Annotated in this window: 17 protein-coding genes; 8 read left to right on the top strand and 9 right to left on the bottom strand. The window is 69.7% G+C overall.

The features are described 5' to 3' along the window. Positions 1–78: 78 nt before the first annotated feature. From CNR27_RS01990 to CNR27_RS01980, 3 genes are read right to left on the bottom strand one after another with little or no spacing between them, the layout of a single operon-like run. Positions 79–495 carry a ketosteroid isomerase-related protein gene (locus tag CNR27_RS01990; RefSeq protein ID WP_096296699.1) on the bottom strand — a complete coding sequence of 139 codons (417 nt, stop codon included), beginning with the start codon at positions 493–495 and terminating at the stop codon, positions 79–81. Next, the gene (locus tag CNR27_RS01985) at positions 492–1,121 is read right to left on the bottom strand and encodes a YdcF family protein (protein ID WP_096296698.1); all 630 of its coding nucleotides are present in this window, start codon (positions 1,119–1,121) and stop codon (positions 492–494) included. The genes CNR27_RS01990 and CNR27_RS01985 overlap by 4 nt, the downstream gene beginning before the upstream one ends. A gap of 16 nt (positions 1,122–1,137) precedes the next feature. After that, positions 1,138–2,115 (bottom strand): pyridoxal-phosphate dependent enzyme, encoded by a 978-nt coding sequence (locus CNR27_RS01980; protein WP_096296697.1) that lies wholly within the window; start codon positions 2,113–2,115, stop codon positions 1,138–1,140. 131 nt (positions 2,116–2,246) lie between these two features. Here CNR27_RS01980 and CNR27_RS01975 point away from each other — a divergent pair, with 131 nt between their 5' ends. The 5 genes from CNR27_RS01975 to CNR27_RS01955 all read left to right on the top strand — a co-directional run bounded on the left by CNR27_RS01975 (position 2,247) and on the right by CNR27_RS01955 (position 6,892). Next, on the top strand, positions 2,247–3,068 hold the full coding sequence (locus tag CNR27_RS01975; RefSeq protein WP_096296696.1) for a hypothetical protein: 822 nt from the start codon (positions 2,247–2,249) through the stop codon (positions 3,066–3,068). Positions 3,069–3,441: 373 nt separating this feature from the next. Next, positions 3,442–5,331 (top strand): tRNA uridine-5-carboxymethylaminomethyl(34) synthesis enzyme MnmG, encoded by a 1,890-nt coding sequence (gene mnmG / locus CNR27_RS01970; RefSeq protein ID WP_096296695.1) that lies wholly within the window; start codon positions 3,442–3,444, stop codon positions 5,329–5,331. 127 nt (positions 5,332–5,458) lie between these two features. After that, positions 5,459–5,821: a hypothetical protein gene (locus CNR27_RS01965; RefSeq protein ID WP_157745197.1), complete on the top strand. Its 363-nt coding sequence runs from the start codon at positions 5,459–5,461 to the stop codon at positions 5,819–5,821. Positions 5,822–5,951: 130 nt separating this feature from the next. Beyond that, positions 5,952–6,227 (top strand): hypothetical protein, encoded by a 276-nt coding sequence (locus CNR27_RS01960; protein WP_157745195.1) that lies wholly within the window; start codon positions 5,952–5,954, stop codon positions 6,225–6,227. A 155-nt stretch (positions 6,228–6,382) separates the two neighbouring features. Further along, positions 6,383–6,892 carry a ferritin-like domain-containing protein gene (locus tag CNR27_RS01955; RefSeq protein WP_096296692.1) on the top strand — a complete coding sequence of 170 codons (510 nt, stop codon included), beginning with the start codon at positions 6,383–6,385 and terminating at the stop codon, positions 6,890–6,892. Between the two features lie 75 nt (positions 6,893–6,967). Here the strand turns inward: CNR27_RS01955 and CNR27_RS01950 are convergent, their stop codons facing one another. Beyond that, a complete protein-coding gene (locus tag CNR27_RS01950) occupies positions 6,968–8,203 on the bottom strand; it encodes an acyltransferase family protein (protein ID WP_096296691.1) in 1,236 nt (411 codons plus the stop codon). A 155-nt stretch (positions 8,204–8,358) separates the two neighbouring features. On the opposite strand from CNR27_RS01950, the gene CNR27_RS01945 reads away from it, so the two are divergent. Continuing rightward, on the top strand, positions 8,359–9,234 hold the full coding sequence (locus CNR27_RS01945; RefSeq protein WP_096296690.1) for a LytTR family DNA-binding domain-containing protein: 876 nt from the start codon (positions 8,359–8,361) through the stop codon (positions 9,232–9,234). 78 nt (positions 9,235–9,312) lie between these two features. On the opposite strand, the gene CNR27_RS01940 is transcribed toward CNR27_RS01945, so the two are convergent. Then, positions 9,313–9,915 (bottom strand): hypothetical protein, encoded by a 603-nt coding sequence (locus CNR27_RS01940; protein WP_096296689.1) that lies wholly within the window; start codon positions 9,913–9,915, stop codon positions 9,313–9,315. 222 nt (positions 9,916–10,137) lie between these two features. Next, positions 10,138–10,920 carry an OBAP family protein gene (locus CNR27_RS01935; protein ID WP_096300173.1) on the bottom strand — a complete coding sequence of 261 codons (783 nt, stop codon included), beginning with the start codon at positions 10,918–10,920 and terminating at the stop codon, positions 10,138–10,140. Positions 10,921–11,431: 511 nt separating this feature from the next. Here CNR27_RS01935 and CNR27_RS01930 point away from each other — a divergent pair. Both CNR27_RS01930 and CNR27_RS01925 read left to right on the top strand, forming a co-directional pair. Continuing rightward, positions 11,432–11,692 (top strand): hypothetical protein, encoded by a 261-nt coding sequence (locus CNR27_RS01930; RefSeq protein ID WP_096296688.1) that lies wholly within the window; start codon positions 11,432–11,434, stop codon positions 11,690–11,692. Positions 11,693–11,766: 74 nt separating this feature from the next. Beyond that, complete coding sequence (locus CNR27_RS01925) at positions 11,767–11,949, top strand: DUF3606 domain-containing protein (RefSeq protein WP_096296687.1); 183 nt, start codon at positions 11,767–11,769, stop codon at positions 11,947–11,949. Positions 11,950–11,969: 20 nt separating this feature from the next. Here the strand turns inward: CNR27_RS01925 and CNR27_RS01920 are convergent, their stop codons facing one another. The 3 genes from CNR27_RS01920 to CNR27_RS01910 form a co-directional block, all read right to left on the bottom strand. Then, complete coding sequence (locus CNR27_RS01920) at positions 11,970–12,518, bottom strand: cysteine hydrolase family protein (RefSeq protein ID WP_096296686.1); 549 nt, start codon at positions 12,516–12,518, stop codon at positions 11,970–11,972. Between the two features lie 64 nt (positions 12,519–12,582). After that, the gene (locus CNR27_RS01915; protein WP_096296685.1) at positions 12,583–13,467 is read right to left on the bottom strand and encodes a manganese catalase family protein; all 885 of its coding nucleotides are present in this window, start codon (positions 13,465–13,467) and stop codon (positions 12,583–12,585) included. Between the two features lie 318 nt (positions 13,468–13,785). Continuing rightward, positions 13,786–16,143: a Tex family protein gene (locus CNR27_RS01910; protein ID WP_096296684.1), complete on the bottom strand. Its 2,358-nt coding sequence runs from the start codon at positions 16,141–16,143 to the stop codon at positions 13,786–13,788. Positions 16,144–16,167 lie beyond the last annotated feature (24 nt).

Raw genomic sequence — 16,167 nt, 5'->3', positions numbered from 1 at the left:
CTGATGCGCCCTCTGCGTCGGGTTCGCGCATGCCGATCGCGCGCCCACCACCGCGGCGTCCCGGCGGCCTGGGCGCGCTCAGCGCACCTGCGCGATCCAGTCTTCCAGGTTGTAGTAGTTGGTGACGCGGGTGATCCGGCCGTCCTCGATCCCGAAGAACGCGCCGCCGGGCAGCCTGTAGGTCTGGCCCCTTGCGGGCGGCAGCCCGGCATCGTCGGCGAGGTACTGGCCGTGCACCACGTATTCGGCCGCAGCGCGGCGGCCGTCGGCGAAGGCCAGGACCACCACCTCGTCCAGCCGCTCGCGATAGCAGGCGTCCATGCGCTGCATGAAGGCGGCGAACGCGGCGCGACCGGTCTGGCGCGGTCCCTGGTTGAGGTCGTGCACCACGTCGTCGCCCAGCAGCGCGAGCATGGCCTCGCGATCGCCGGCATTGAATGCGGCGTAATACGCCTCGACCAGCAACCGGGCCGCGGGCTGCGGATGGGCGGTCATGACCCGATTCCGTCCCTGAGCACTTCGAACAGGTCGCGATGGAAGAAATACACCTCGCGCAGCAGGAACTCGCGCTGGGTACGGAAGGTGCGGAAACGTGTCGATGGCGTGGGCGAACCGATGGCGTCGATGCCAAGCCGCCGGCTGGCCCGCAAGGCGCGCGCCATGTGCAGCGGATCGCTGACCACGATCACCCGCTGCAGGCCGTGGTCCTGCAACAGGCGCCGGGTCTCGACGAGATTCTCCACCGTCGTGCGCGACCGCGATTCGATCAGGATCGCCGATGCCGGGATGTCCTGTCGCAGCGCGTAGCGGCGGGCGACCTGGGATTCGGAGAACCGCGCCCGCGCGCCGCCATAGCCGCCGGTGAAGATCAGCACCTTGGCATGCCCCGCGCGATAGAGGTCCAGCCCATGGTCGATGCGGGCCTCGAACACCGGCGACGGCTGGGCGTCGTAGGCAGCGGCGCCGAGGACCACGATGGCGTCGGCCGGCGCGGCATCGTCGCGATTGCCCACATGGACGATCCACGCAGCCACGCCCAGCAGCCAGGCCGCCAGCAACAGCGTCAGCCAGAAGCACCAGCGCAGCAGCCGGCCGAGCGGACTGCGTCTCCTGCGTGTCATCGCGCCTCCGGGCCGCTCATGACTGCCATGGCAGTCGCTCCGGATCGACGTTGCCGCCGCTGAGCACGATGCCCACCCGCAGGCCCGAGAACCGCGAACGGTTGGCCAGCACCGCCGCCAGCGCGATCGCCGAGGAGGGTTCGACGAGCTGCTTGGTGTGTACGGCGATCCGGCGCATCGCCGCGATCGTGTCCGCGTCGTCCACCGCGATCACCTCGACCGGCGCCCCGCCGCTGCGATGCCGGTGGAGGATCCCGAAGTTCGGCAGGCCGAGCAGGCCGCGCAATCCGTCGCAGACGGTATCGGGGACGAGGTCTTCGACACGGCGGCCGGCCTGCAGCGAGCGCAGCGTGTCGTCGGCGCCGCGCGGTTCGGCCAGCACCAGGCGCGTCGCGGGCGCGGCGTGCGCGATCGCCAGCGCGGTGCCCGCGGCGAGGCCGCCGCCGCCCACCGGGACCACCAGGACATCGAGCGGACCCGCGGTCTGCAGCAGTTCCAGTGCGGCCGTGCCTTGGCCAGCGATCACGTTGCGGTCGATATAGGGATGGACCAGGGTCGCGCCGGTCTGCACGCGCAGCCGTTCGCACAGCGCCTCGCGCGCGGCCAGCGTGGGCTCGCAGCGATGCAGCACTGCGCCATAGGACGCGATTGCGGCCAGTTTTGTCGCGACCGCGCCCTCGGGCGCCACTACGTGGCACCCGATGCCGCGGGACGCGGCCGCCAGCGCCAGGGCGGCGCCGTGGTTGCCCGATGAATGCGTGACTACGCCGCGCCGCGCGGCCTCGGCATCGAGCGACCCCACCGCATTGCAGGCGCCGCGGAACTTGAAGGCGCCCGCGCGCTGGAGATGTTCGGCCTTGAAGTGCAGCGAACAGCCCGCCGCAGCGTCAAGCGTGCGGGCGCGCAGTACCGGGGTCACGTGGGCATGGCCGGCAATGCGGGCGGCCGCGGCAAGCACGTCATCCGCGGTCGGCGGTGGTATCGGGTCCGTCATCGGGCAAGCGTAACGGAGCAACCGCCGGGAATCACCGGCGCCCGGCGCGCCCGCTGCGCGGCAGCTCCGCTTAAGGGCGGATTCAATGCGGCCGGCGGATTCTGGCCGCCTGATCCACCGAGGTGACCGCCATGATCCGCAAGGCCTTTCTGCTCGTCGCGTGCATGACGCTCGCCGGTTGTACGACCTATGGTTACCGCGGGGGCAGCGGCGACTACTACTACGGGGCGCCCTACGGCACCCTCGGCTACGGACGTGGCTACGGCGTGTACGGTGGCGCCGGCTATGGCGTCCCTGGTCGCTACGACGCGTGGAACCGCTATCCCTACGGCTACTACGGCGGTGGCTACTACCGCCCGCCGCCGATCATCGTGCAGCCCGTCTACCCCGGACGCCCCGGATACCGCCCGCCGCACAATGGCCGTCCACCCTACGAGCACGCGCGGCCCGAGCGCCCGGACCGCCCGGGCACCGGTCACGGCCGTCCCGGCGGTCCGGGCAGCGAGCGGCCCGACCGGCCCGGGCGTCCGGGCGAGGGCAGTGGGCGTCCCGACCGGCCCGGCTGGAACAGCGGACGTCCCGGTCGCCCGGGGGACGGCGACGGCCGCCCGGATCGGCCCGGCTGGTGGGGGGACGGGCGTCCCGGTGGTGGAAACAACGAGGGTCGCCCGCCATCGCGTGGCGACGGCCTTGGCCCCGGTCGCCCGGACGGACGGGGTGACCGTCCTTCCCGTGGCGACGGCGAACATCGCACCGGCCCCCGCCGAGGGTTCCGTCCGCCACGGCCGGCCCAGCAGATCGGGTCCGGCCAGGCCGCGGCCCCGCCGGTGCTTCAGCGTCCCCCACAGGCGGCGCCGCAGAACCGCGCGCCCGTGGTGCTGCAGGCGCCTCGCCAGGGTCCGCGCGGCGAAAGAAGGACGAGCGTCACACACCGGGAAGTCGAGCCGCTTTGACGCTTGCGCGTCTGCGGATCACGGGACAAGCTGCGCATGCGTGACCGGCAGCGTCGGTTTCCGACGAAAAGGTCACACTGACTGTCGACGCCCGGCGGGGGATACCGGATCCCCCCTGTTCCGTCTCCGCCGGGCGTCGACTCTTGATCCAGGGCTTCCCCGCGCCGATGCGCGCGAAAAAAAATGGGGCCGGATGTCCCCCGACATCCGGCCCCGTGCTTCCCCGCTGCGTACCTGGCCGGCCCTGTTCCAATTCCGGCCGCGTCCCCCTTGATCGACGCTGGCCGCAGCGGGTGCCCCGACATCCACGCAGAAACTGTGCCAACTGTGGCGGTTGGCACCGGTCGGCCCCGATCTCGCGGATAATCCGCGCATGCGCAACGACTTCCACAGCTACGACGTCATCGTCGTCGGCGGCGGCCATGCGGGCACCGAGGCCGCGCTCGCGTCTGCGCGCGCCGGCGCCCGCACCCTGCTGCTGACCCACAACGTCGAGACGATCGGCGTGATGAGCTGCAACCCTGCGATCGGTGGTATCGGCAAGGGCCACCTGGTGCGCGAGATCGACGCCCTCGGCGGAGTGATGGCGCGCGCGGCGGATGCCGCCGGGATCCAGTGGCGGCGTCTGAACGCATCGAAGGGTCCGGCGGTGCGCGCGACCCGCTGCCAGGCCGACCGCAACCTCTATCGCGCCTTCGTGCGCCGTGCGGTCGAAGCCCAGCCCGGCCTGACGATCTTCCAGTCCGCCGTCGACGATCTGGTCATCGACGGCGACGTGGTCCGCGGCGCGATCACCCAGACCGGGCTGCGCTTCGACGCCCGGGCCGTGGTGCTGACCGCGGGCACCTTCCTGGCCGGACGCATCCACGTCGGCGAAACACAGTACGCCGGCGGCCGCGCCGGAGATCCACCGGCGACGACGCTGGCCGCGCGCCTGCGCGAGCGGCCCTTCGTGGTCGACCGGCTCAAGACCGGCACGCCGCCGCGCATCGATGGCCGCACGCTCGATTACGCCGCGATGGTCGAACAGCCCGGCGACGATCCGCGCCCGGTGTTCTCGTTCATGGGCAGCCGCGACGACCATCCGCGCCAGGTGCCGTGCTGGATCACCCAGACCACCGAGCGCACCCACGACATCATCCGCGGCGCCCTGCATCGCTCGCCGATGTACTCGGGCCAGATCGAAGGCATCGGGCCGCGTTACTGCCCCTCGATCGAGGACAAGGTGGTGCGCTTCGCCGAGAAGTCCAGCCACCAGATCTTCGTCGAGCCCGAGGGGCTGGACGTCGCCGAGATCTATCCCAACGGCATCTCGACGTCGCTGCCGTTCGACGTGCAGCTCGAGTTCGTGCGCAGCATCGTCGGCTTCGAGCAGGCGCACATCACCCGCGCCGGCTACGCGATCGAATACGACTTCTTCGATCCGCGCGGCCTCAAGGCCACGCTCGAGACACGCGCGGTGGCGGGCCTGTACTTCGCGGGGCAGATCAACGGCACCACCGGCTACGAGGAAGCCGCCGCGCAGGGGCTGCTCGCCGGCGTCAACGCCGCGCGCCAGGTGCGGGGTCTCGATGCCTGGAGTCCACGCCGCGACCAGGCCTATATCGGCGTGCTGGTCGACGACCTGATCACCCACGGCACGAAAGAGCCCTATCGCATGTTCACCAGCCGCGCCGAATACCGGCTGCAGCTGCGCGAGGACAACGCGGACCTGCGACTGACCGACGTCGGCCGCAGCCTCGGGCTCGTCGACGATGCGCGCATGCAGCGCTTCGAGCGGCGGCGAGAGGCCATCGAACGCGAGACCGCGCGACTGCGCGGGATCTGGGCCTCGCCACAGAACGCGATCGGCCGCGATGCGGTCGCCACGCTCGGTATCGAGCTGCGCCGCGAAAGCAATGGCATCGACCTGCTGCGTCGCCCCGAGCTCGGCTATGCGGACCTGATGCGGGTGCAGGCGCTGGGCCCCGGCGTGGCCGAGGCGGATGTCGCCGAACAGGTCGAGATCGAGGCGAAGTACGCCGGCTATCTCGAGCGTCAGCGCGTCGAGATCGAACGTCAGCAGCGCCAGGAAACGACGGCCATTCCCGACGGCTTCGACTACGCGCAGGTGCGCGGCCTGTCGGCCGAGATCACCCAGAAGCTTGCCCAGGTACGGCCCTTGACCGTCGGCCAGGCGCAGCGGATTCCGGGCATGACCCCGGCTGCGATCTCGCTGCTGCTCGTGCATCTCGAGCGTGCCCGGCGTACGCGCGCAGCCTGAGGCGGGCTTGTGCGGCTGTGCCGCGTCCGTGCCGATTGCGCGGGCAGGCCTCGATCGCCGGCGGGTGACTCATCCGGTGTTCCGCAGTGCTGTGTTTGCTGGAGCCCTGTACAGCGAGGAGTAGACGATGCCTGGATCGCGTGGGTGGGTTGCAGCAGCGCTGGCCGCAGCGGGCGGCCTCGGGTACTGGGCGATGGTGTCCGCCGCATCCGGTGGCGTCGAACCCTGGGATGCGCCCGTGTTCTGGACGATGGCCTTTCCCGGCGCCCTGGCGCTGTCCGCGGCGCTGGGCGCCATCGCGCCCTCGCGCGCCTGGCTCTGGGGCGCGATCGTGATGCTTGCCCAAGTGCCCGTCGTGGTCTCGGTTGCAGGGGCATCAGCGCTGATGATCGCCGGGCTGCTGTATGCCTCCGTGCTGGCAGTGCCGGCCGCGCTCGTGGCCTGGGGCAGCGGCGCACTGCGTCAGCGGCTGGCGCGGCATGCGCGTTGATCCGGCCGCGTCCGGCACTTGCCTGCAGCGGCGAAAGCATTCCTCCACCAAGCTGACCGCGCCGTTTTGACGTGCGCGCCGTGCCCGGGCGGATAGACAGGACCCGACAGTCACCAGTCGGGAGAACGCGATGACCTCGCAACCAATGCGCGGCTTCAATGCGGACGACGCACGCTCGCTGGCCGGACCCGCACAACGCCATTTGGCGGAGTTCGTCGTAGCCGACATCCTGCGCCAGGCCGAAGCCGCGGCGCGCGAGTCCAGGCACTGCCTCGAATCGGATATCGACGCTGCCCAGCTGAGCGAGGAAGAGTGCGTGCGCATCGCCCGTAGCATCGAGGCCCGCGGGTTCGACGTGGCGCTCGCGCGCGAGGGTGACCGGGCGGTATTCGCCCTGCGCTGGTAGGCAACCGCCTGCAGGTATGGCCTGCGTCTGCAGGCGTTTTTCCGGGCCATGGCGGACGCGGAGGCGCTGACTTCACGCTGGCGAGGCCGGTCCGCTGCTTATTCTCGACTGATCGGCAAGTCTGCCAGGCAATCCAAGCACAGGAAGGAGATCTCATGACCGAGGTGATGAAGAACTACATCCACTGGCTGCGGGATGCGCATGCGATGGAACAGCAGGCCGAGCAGATGCTCAAGGCCCAGGCCGCGCGCATCAAGCATTATCCGGAGCTGGAAGCGCGTATCACCCAGCACATCGGAGAAACCCAGGGCCAGCGCGAGCTGCTGGAGACGTGTTTCGAGCGACTTGGCGAGAAGCCGTCGGTGGTCAAGGACGTCATGGGCCGGCTTGCGGCCTTTGGACAGGCGGTGGGCGGATCGGTGGCGTCCGATGAGGTGGTCAAGGGCGCAATGGCCGGCTACGTGTTCGAAACGCTGGAGATCGCCACCTACACCACGCTCATCGCCGCCGCAGAGGCCGCGGGGGACACGGAAACCGCGCGGGTCTGTCGCGGCATCCTCAAGCAGGAGGAAGAGATGGCGCAGTGGCTGCTCGAGCATCTGCCTTCGGTCACCACGCAGTTCCTCGCCCGTGACGCCGACCCGGACGCCGTCGCCAAGCGCTGATCGGCACCTGCTCGACGCGAACGCCCCTGCCTGCGCAGGGGCGTTCTGCATTTGGGTCCTGCCCGACGCGGTGAATCATGCGATCCCGTTTGCCGGGGCGGGGGGGATGCGTCCGCTGGCCGTCGCCGCATGGCGCGCAGGCAGTCCGAACAGCGGACGTATCCAACGCACGCGGCGGATCACCAGCTCGTGGAGCACCGCGCATCCGGCGATGGTGCAGGCCAGGACCAGCAGCGGCTCCCGGACCGGTCCGAGGCCAAGCGGGATCAGCCAGTACGCGGCCAGCACGATCAGGCTCTGGTGCAGGATGTACCACGGATACACCGCCTCGCTGGCATAGCGCAGGCCGGGCCAGGGTCGGTTCAAGCTTCGCGCGCCCCAGGCCAGCAGGGCGAGCAGGGCGGTCCAGCCATACAGCGCGTGCGCCGATACCGACACGAGCTTCCAGGCCGCCAGCGGCACCAGCCATTCCACACTCTCCATCGTCGCAGCGCCGGTCTCGAGCAGGCGCCCGACCGCCCGCAGGGCCATGTAAACCGACGCGCTGGCCACGGCCAGCCCACTCAGGGCCCAGCGACGGGCGACGAGAGCGCTCCATATGGCGCGGCGCGGGGCGATCAGCACACCGAAGACGAACACTGGGAAGTACCTGGCGTGGCTGAACCAGTCGCCGAGCAATGCGTGCGTGGTGGGAAACCTCGGCGCAAGCATGAGCAGGGCCACCAGCAACCACAGCGGCGGCGCCGTCCACAGCAGCCACCGGCCGCGTGTGGTCAGCCAGTCGGCAAGCGCCGGGCCGCCAGCGATGCGCAGCCATGGCAGCGAGGCGAGGACTGCGACGCTGTACACCCACAGATACGGCAGGTACCACAGATGGTTCCAAGTGAAGCCGTACTCGGCGCCGGTGAAGCTGCCGGGCGGCCACGGACGGAACTGCAGGTAGCGCAGCAGGAAACTGCCGAAGCCGCCGTCGAAGGTGCCGAGCATGCGCGCCTCGCACCAGGCCTGGACCGGCACGATCGTCGCGATCCCGAACGCCAGCGGCAACAGCAGCCGCCAGCTGCGCTCCACCAGCAGGCGCGCCGGCGTACGACGCGCCAGCACAAGGCCCAGCGCGATACCAGAGAGCAGGAACAGCAGCGACATCCGCCAGCGATTGACCAGCACCATCGGCCACTCGACCCAGCCGAGCAGGTCAGGGCTCTTGATGTGGAAGCCCCAGTCGACCACGTAGACCATGCCCACGTGATAGAGGACCAGCAGCGCGAGGGCGATCACGCGCAGGGCGTCGATGTCGTGGCGTCGTTCCATCCGTGCAGCCATGCAGTCAAGGTGCCTGCCACCGTGCACGCGGGCAGGCCGCCCCGCTGGCGGCGGGGGCCGATGGCGCCCGCGCAGGGACGAACCGCCGGATCGCAGGGACGGGTGGGAACGACCGCGCCACAGCCCGCACCTAGAATGCGCCGATGTCAGCCCAGTCCGCCCCGCCGCCGCATGGCGCCGAACGCTTCCTCGCCATCCGCCGCCCCTTCGAAGTGGGATACTGGCTGCTCAGCTGCGCCCTCTCGGCAATCGGCAACACCGCGACGGCGCGTATTGACGTGGACCGCGCCGGTCTCGATTTCGCCGCCTGGGAGATCGCCAGCTGGGAGACCAGCAGCGCGATCGCGGTGCTGCTGCTCGTCCCGCCGCTGATTGCATTCACCGCGCGCTGGCCGGTCCATCTCGACAACATCGCGCGCCGACTCCCGCTGTACCTGGCTGCAAGCCTCGTCTGGTCGCTGGCGCACGTGGGCCTGATGGTCGGCATGCGCAAGCTGGTCTATGCCTGGCATGGCGAGATCTATGTATTCGGTGACGCCTTCGGCTACGAGTACATGAAGGACGCGCGCACGTTCCTCGGACTGGTGCTGCTGCTGCATGTCTATCGGGCGCTGGTACGCCGGCTGCAGGGCGAGGCGAGCCTGCTGTCGGCGCCGGACGACGACAGCCCGCCGGTGGAGCCGGTCGAGCGGCCCAGCCGATTCGTCGTGCGCAAGCTGGGGCGGGAGTTCCTGGTGGCCGCCGACGACATCGAGTGGGTGCAGGCCGCGGGCAACTACGCCGACCTGCACGTACGCGGCAAGGTCTACCCGTTGCGCATCACGCTGACCGAACTCGAGTCCCGTCTCGACCCTGCGCGATTCCTGCGCGTCCACCGCAGCCATCTGGTCAACCTGCACCGGATCGCATCGATCGAACCGCTCGACAGCGGCGATGGGCGCCTGCACCTGCACGACGGCGCGGTGGTGCCGTGCTCCCGTCGGTATCGCGAGGGCCTGCTCGCCGCGATGGTGGGATAGGGATCCTTCGGCGCGGCCGTACAGCGCGCAGCGCCGGGGGCGGGGCGCCGGCCGGTGCGCGCGCGATCTGCGGCGATCTCAGTCCCGCGGCGATCCGCCCGGTTCCGCGCCCGGCATCAATGCGAGCAATCGCGGGTCGAGGTTGAACACGGTGCGCGAGACGATGCTCAGCGCGCCCGCGTCCGGATGCCCCGCGTCCCAGAACACTTCCCGATCTGCCGGCGACAGCGCACTCGGCACCAGGCGGCCGGGTCGCGTTGCCGGCGCATCGTCATCAAGCGGGCTCTGCGCTTCCATCGATGCGCGCGGCTGACCGCTGGCGGGCTTGACCGCGAACGTGTCCAGTCGCGCCAGCTCGACGCGCCCACTGACCAGGCAGACCCGGGGCGCGGAACCACCCCCATCGGCGAGATGCTGGAGCAGGGCGAGCGCGGGCGACGTTCCGAACAGCAGTTCCCCCGTTTCGGCCAGATCGGCGATCGTGCCCAGGGTGGCTTCCTCTGCGCCCCGGGCCGAGGTGTCGATGCGATACAGATCGATCCACGCCGTGTCGGAGAGCTGACGGCCCTCACCCGGGCGCGGCTGCCCCGAAGGCGTCGAGTGGGCGGGGGGATCGCTGGCCGGGAAGGTGTCTTCCAGGTCCTGGTCGATCGGGTTGTCGGCTGAGGGCGGCAAGGGCATGACGTGCTCCGGTCGAGGCGAGGGGATTCGAGGCTGGCAAGCCTCCCGTATCAGCGGCGTGCAGGCGTGCAGGCGTGCCGCCCGCACCGCCCGGGCAGCCCCCTTCACCGGCCCGGTCGAAGGCGACCGCCCCAAGGCGACCCGGCCGAGGCGGCAGCCATTGGCGCGTCGCCACGCGGGTTTGTCTGTGCCCTGGCCATGCGGTGACGCTGGCCGTAGCGATCAGGGCTGCTCGGGGCCATGACCCGACGCAATGTCGACGACGCCGGGGATCGGCGTTGCGTCGGGGAAGTGCGCGCGCAGGGCGTCGACGCCCGATTGCGGACGTGCGCCCTCGCGCAGCGACTGCCGGTCTTCACGGATCCGGGCGGTGTCGATCCCGAGGCGCGCGTCGCGCGCGGCCACGAGCGCCGGATCGACTTCGCCATCGCGGCTGAACGACCAGGCCAGCAGCGCCGGCCCCAGCGGCATCGCATCGCCCGGCTGGGTGCCGTGGCGCGTATGCCAGGTATGCCAGGTCTTGCCGTAGCTGTTGATCTTCGAACGCATCAGCTCGCGCTCCGCCGCCTCGGGCAGGCCCGGCGCGACGAGCTGGCCGGAGAGGATCTCGCCATTGTGCGGATGCCAGAACGCGCGCTCGTCCGCCGGCAGGGTCTCGAAGATCCGCTCGGAAATGATGTATTCGATACCGGTCAGGTTGGCGTCGCCGGCGTTGCCGTCGAACAGGGTGCACTGCGCGAAATCCTCGTTGACCTGGCGGCAGTAGTGATGCGCCTCCATCTGCTGGTCCGGCGCGTCCTTCATCGGGTGGAAGCCGACCACGTAGATGTCCATCTTTCCGGCCGGGCCCTCGGCCTGCAGCAATTTGGCGCCCGCTTCGAGCACACCGGTGCGCGACGACTCTTCCGCGCCCGGCGGCTGCAGCGGCGGATCGGCCGTGCCGCCCTTGCACGCGCCCAGACCGAGGGCCGCGCCCAGAACAAGCCATCTGCAGGAATGATGCATGTCGCGCTCCATGGTTCGGTGACCGCAGGCAGCGTGTCGCTTGCCCGATCAATCCGCCGCGAAAAAGTCGCGGCCGCAAACGGCACAGGCCGGACAGGGCAGTGCGGCTGGACATCAAACCAGTGTGTACGCCGCCACAGGGATTGCTACGCGGCGTAGCCCGGGCAAGCGCGCGATGAAGCGCGTCAGTGCACGCCCGGCGTCGCGGTAGGCGCGATCCCGGTCCAGCCACGAAGTTTCGTTGTCCTGGGGATTGAGTGGCCGCCCGAATCGATCGCTTTGTGCGAGCGGTCCACCGTGCCGGGCGGCCAACCGGCCTTGATCCTTGGGATGCTTTCCGGCCTGCATCACGAGGCCGCATCTCGCTGTCGGACGGCGCCGGGCGCTGAAGTAACGCCACGCCGCGAGCGAATCTGCGGTCGCCTTGACGCCCTGCAACGCAGACTCCCGCTGCTGCCGGCACGCCCTGATGCGTGACGGCGGCTCTCCCCAACTCCGGAAACAGATGCGTATGCCACCTGAAGTCATCGGCTGGGCCGCTTCGGCCATCCTCCTCGCCACGCTCATCCGGCAGATCGCGACCCAGCTCCGTGACCGTAGCGCCCGTGGCGTTTCGCGCTGGCTGTTCGTCGGCCAGATCGCGGCCTCGGTCGGCTTCCTGACCTACAGCGCGATGGTCGGCGACTGGGTATTCATCGTCACCAACGCGTGCATCCTCGTCACCGCGATCGTCGGCCAGATCGTCACGTGGCGGCGCCGCAGGTCGACGTAGCGCCGCGCCGAACGATTCACGGAACCGCGACGCAGGCGGTCACACCGTGGCGGCACTCTGCGAGGAGATCGGACATGAGCGACGACAAGCGCAATACCGGTTCGCCCGACCGCGACCGCATCAACCTGAGCGAAGACTACGAGCTCGACTACTGGACCCAGGCCCTGGGGGTAACCCGCGCCGAGCTGCGGGAAGCGGTAGAGGCCGCGGGGCCGATGGCCGAGGCGGTCCGCAATCACCTGGCCCAGAAGGGCTGAGCAATGTGGCGGCCGTCCGTCTAACGGGCCGGCGCCGTCAGCGCACGCGCGGCACTGATGACCGGGATCTCGCTGTAGCGAAGTACCGAGAGCGTGTCCGTACGCCGCGCTGCACCGCTCGAGGCGACGCAGTCGGAGATCACCGCGACCTCCAACTCGCGGATCCGCGCATCCAGCGCGGTCGCCAGCACGCACGATTCCGTGGCGACTCCACTGACCAGCACCCGGTTGATCTTTTCCGCACCGAGCACCGACTCGAGCGCGGTCTGGTGGAACGCGGAGTGTCGCGGCTTGAGGACGTGCAGGTCATCGCTCTCGGGCATCACGGCCTCGAGCACCTCGCCCCCCGGCGACTGCCTGGCGAGCTGGACGAGCGCGTCGAAATCACTCGTCCAGTCGGCGAAATTGTCGTTGGCATAGATGCACAGGCCGCCGGCGCGCTTGATCCTCTGTTTGAGACCAGCTAGCCGGGGCGCTATCGCGAGTGCTGCACGACGCAGCGCTGGCCCCCGGGGAAAGTCGAAGGGGCTGACCATGTCGATGATCAGCAGCGCGGTGCGCACGGTCATCCGGGTCTCGGGTGCCGTGCAAGAAGCCGGGCCACGCAGGCAGTGCAAGCGTGGCCCGTTGCCGTCAACGCAGGACCGCTCCGGCGCCCGGCCCCGCACCGAGCTCGGCGCCGGTTACGGGATTGGCGTCCGGCGCCGACGCCGTACGCGCCGCAAACGCCTCGACCGCGGCCGCTTCGGTCTTCTTGAGCCCGACCGAGGCGCTGCCATCGCCGCCATCCACGGCTGCCTGCAGCTCGCGCTCGGAGACGCTGGTCCACAGCTCGCCGGAATTCCACGACGCGGCGACATCGCCGCCGTGCGACATGTCGTAGTAGACGTCGGTGAAGTCCGGATGGCCGGGCAGCTTGCCGGGCGGGAAGTTCGGCGTGATCGAGTAGAGCGCCTTTTCGAACGCCTTCTGATGGGCGATCTCCCGGGTCATCAGGAAGGTCAGCGCATCCTTGATGCCCGGGTCGTCGGTCACGTTGATCAGCCGCTCGTAGACCATCTTCGCGCGTGCTTCCGCAGCGATGTTGGAGCGCAGATCGGCGGTCGGCTCGCCGATCGTGTCGACGTAGGCCGCGGTCCACGGCACGCCGCTCGAGTTCACCAGTGCGGGCCCATTGCCATAGAGGATCGCCTGGGTCTGGCTGGTGCTGTTGCCGGTGAGATTGCGCATCTCGGCCATCTCGTCCATGCCTTCGGCCAGTTCGCCTTTGGCGCCCTTGTTGAGCATGGTGATGATCGAACCGATGATCTCCAGATGGCTCAGCTCCTCGGTCGCGATGTCGAAGAACAGATCCTTGCGGCCCGGATCATCCTCGGCCAGCGCCTGGGTGAAATAGCGCATCGCCGCGGCGAGCTCGCCCTGCGGGCCGCCGAACTGCTCGAGCATGAGGGTTGCCAGCTGCGGATTGCTCTCCTGCACACGGACCGTGTACTGGAGCTTTTTGTTGTGCATGAACATGCGTCACCTGCCTGATCTTGGGTGGGGTCGCCATACGGCTATCCGCGCGTCGCGCAAGCGAGCTGTTGGCGGATGCACCCACAACAACAGGCACGACATCAAGCGGACGCGAATCGGGCGGGCCCATTTCAGGTGGCGGCCGTCGCGGCCTGGGGCGGGCGTACTCCCGACAGGCGCGCGAAGGCGTGTTCATACGGGACCGCGCGCGGATGCGTCGGGCCCTGAGGCGTCCCGGCGGTCGCCGTTCCGGACCCGGTGGCCGCGACCTCACGGTCGGCCCCACCGCCGGCATGCGCCGACGGCGGCGGGGCGGCGCGCTCAGCGTCCGCGTGCGCGCGCGAATGCGTCCGCGAGGGCGTTGTTGGCCGGGGCGGCGACCGTCGCCGGCCGGCCCGCGCCCGGACGCGCGCCGCGCGGCCCACGGCCGTCGCTGCGGGCTTCGCCGCGCGACTCGCGCGCAGGCTTGTCGCCCGGCACGTCGTCGAGACGGCAGGTCAGGGCGATGCGCTTGCGTGGCACGTCGACCTCCAGCACCTTCACCTTGACGATGTCGCCTGCCTTGACCACGTCGCGCGGATCCTTGACGAAGCTGGTCGACAGCGCGGAAATGTGCACCAGGCCGTCCTGATGCACGCCGATGTCGACGAAGGCGCCGAATGCAGCGACGTTGCTGACCACGCCTTCGAGGATCATGCCGACCTGCAGGTCCTTGATGTCCTCGACGCCATCGGCGAATTGCGCGGCCTTGAACTCGGGGCGCGGGTCGCGTCCGGGCTTCTCCAGCTCCTTGAGGATGTCGCGCACCGTCGGCACCCCGAAGCGCTCGTCGGTGAACTGTTCGGGCTTGAGGCTGCGCACGAAGGCGCCGTCGCCGATGATCTGTTTCACGTCGCGGCCACTCATGCCGACGATGCGCTCGACCACCGGGTAGGCCTCCGGGTGCACCGACGAGGCGTCGAGTGGCTCGTCGCCGTCGGCGATGCGCAGAAAGCCCGCGCACTGCTCGAAGGTCTTCTCGCCGAGGCGCGGCACTTTCAGCAGGTCGCGGCGACGCATGAACGGGCCGTTCGCGTCGCGGTGCACGACGATGTTCTCGGCAACGCTCGGTGTCAGGCCCGCCACGCGCGCCAGCAGGGCGCTGGAGGCCGTGTTGACGAACACGCCGACCGCGTTGACGCAGTCCTCGACGCGCGCGTCCAGCGCGCGCGCCAGACGGTACTGGTCCACGTCGTGCTGGTACTGGCCCACACCGATCGCCTTGGGCTCGATCTTGACCAGCTCGGCCAGGGGGTCCTGCAGCCGGCGCGCGATCGACACCGCGCCGCGCAGCGACACGTCCAGGCCGGGAAATTCCTTGGCCGCCGCTTCCGATGCCGAGTACACCGACGCGCCCGCCTCGCTGACCACGATCTTCTGCATCTTCTGTTCGGGCAGCAGTTTGAGCAGGTCCGCGGCGAGCCGGTCGGTCTCGCGCGAGGCTGTGCCGTTGCCGATCGCGATCAGCTGCACGCCGTGCTTCACGCACAGGGCCTTGAGCGTGTGCAGTGACTGGTCCCACTGGCGGCGCGGCTCGTGGGGATAGATCGTCTCGGTGGCCAGCAGTTTGCCGGTCGCATCGACGATCGCGAGCTTGCAACCGGTGCGGATGCCCGGATCCAGCCCGAGCACGACCTTGGGGCCGGCCGGCGCGGCAAGCATCAGGTCCTTGAGGTTGTCGCCGAATACGTTGATCGCTTCGGCTTCGGCCTTTTCGCGCGCCTTGCCGAACAGGTCGATCATCAGGTGCAGGTGGATCTTCGCGCGCCAGGCAAGGCGGCAGGCGTTGAGCAGCCAGGCATCGGCGGGACGCCCCTGCGCGGCGATGCCGGCATGACGCGCGATGCGGCCCTCGGCATAGGCATTGCCCTGTTCGGGATCGTTGCCCGGCTCCAGCTCGAGATTGAGGTATTCCTCACGGCGCCCGCGGAACAGCGCCAGCAGGCGGTGCGAGGGAATCTTCGCCAGCGGCTCGGCATGGTCGAAGTAGTCGCGGAACTTCTCGCCGGCAGCCTCCTTGCCTTCGACGACACGTGCGCGGATCACGCCGTTGGCGTCGAGCCAGTCGCGCAGCTCGCCCAGCAGGCTCGCGTCCTCGCCCCAGCGCTCCATCAGGATCGCGCGCGCGCCTTCGAGCGCGGACTTGGCATCGGCGACGCCCTTGTCGGCATCGATGTAGCCGGCAGCAACGACCTCCGGTGCCTGGTTGGGATCGGCGAGCAGGCCGTCGGCCAGCGGCTCGAGGCCGGCCTCACGGGCAATTTGCGCGCGCGTGCGGCGCTTCTGCTTGTAGGGCAGGTACAGGTCTTCCAGGCGCGCCTTGCTGTCGGCGGCCTCGATGTCGGTGCGCAGCTCCGGGGTCAGCTTGCCCTGCTCGTCGATGCTCGCCAGGATCGCCGCGCGGCGGTCCTCGAGTTCGCGCAGATAGGCCAGCCGCACCTCGAGATTGCGCAGCTGGGTGTCGTCGAGCCCGCCGGTGACCTCCTTGCGGTAGCGCGCGATGAACGGCACGGTCGCGCCTTCGTCGAGCAGCGCGATCGCGGCGACCGCCTGCGCAGGCTGGGCACCGATCTCGGCGGCGATCGTGCCGGCGATACGCGTTGCGAGGGAGCGGGCGAGAGCGGCATCGGACTGTTGCATTGGATCCACGATTGAGCGCGGCAG

The organism is Luteimonas chenhongjianii (assembly GCF_002327105.1).
GTDB lineage: Bacteria > Pseudomonadota > Gammaproteobacteria > Xanthomonadales > Xanthomonadaceae > Luteimonas > Luteimonas chenhongjianii.
This window is presented reverse-complemented; position numbering and strand designations above follow the sequence as displayed.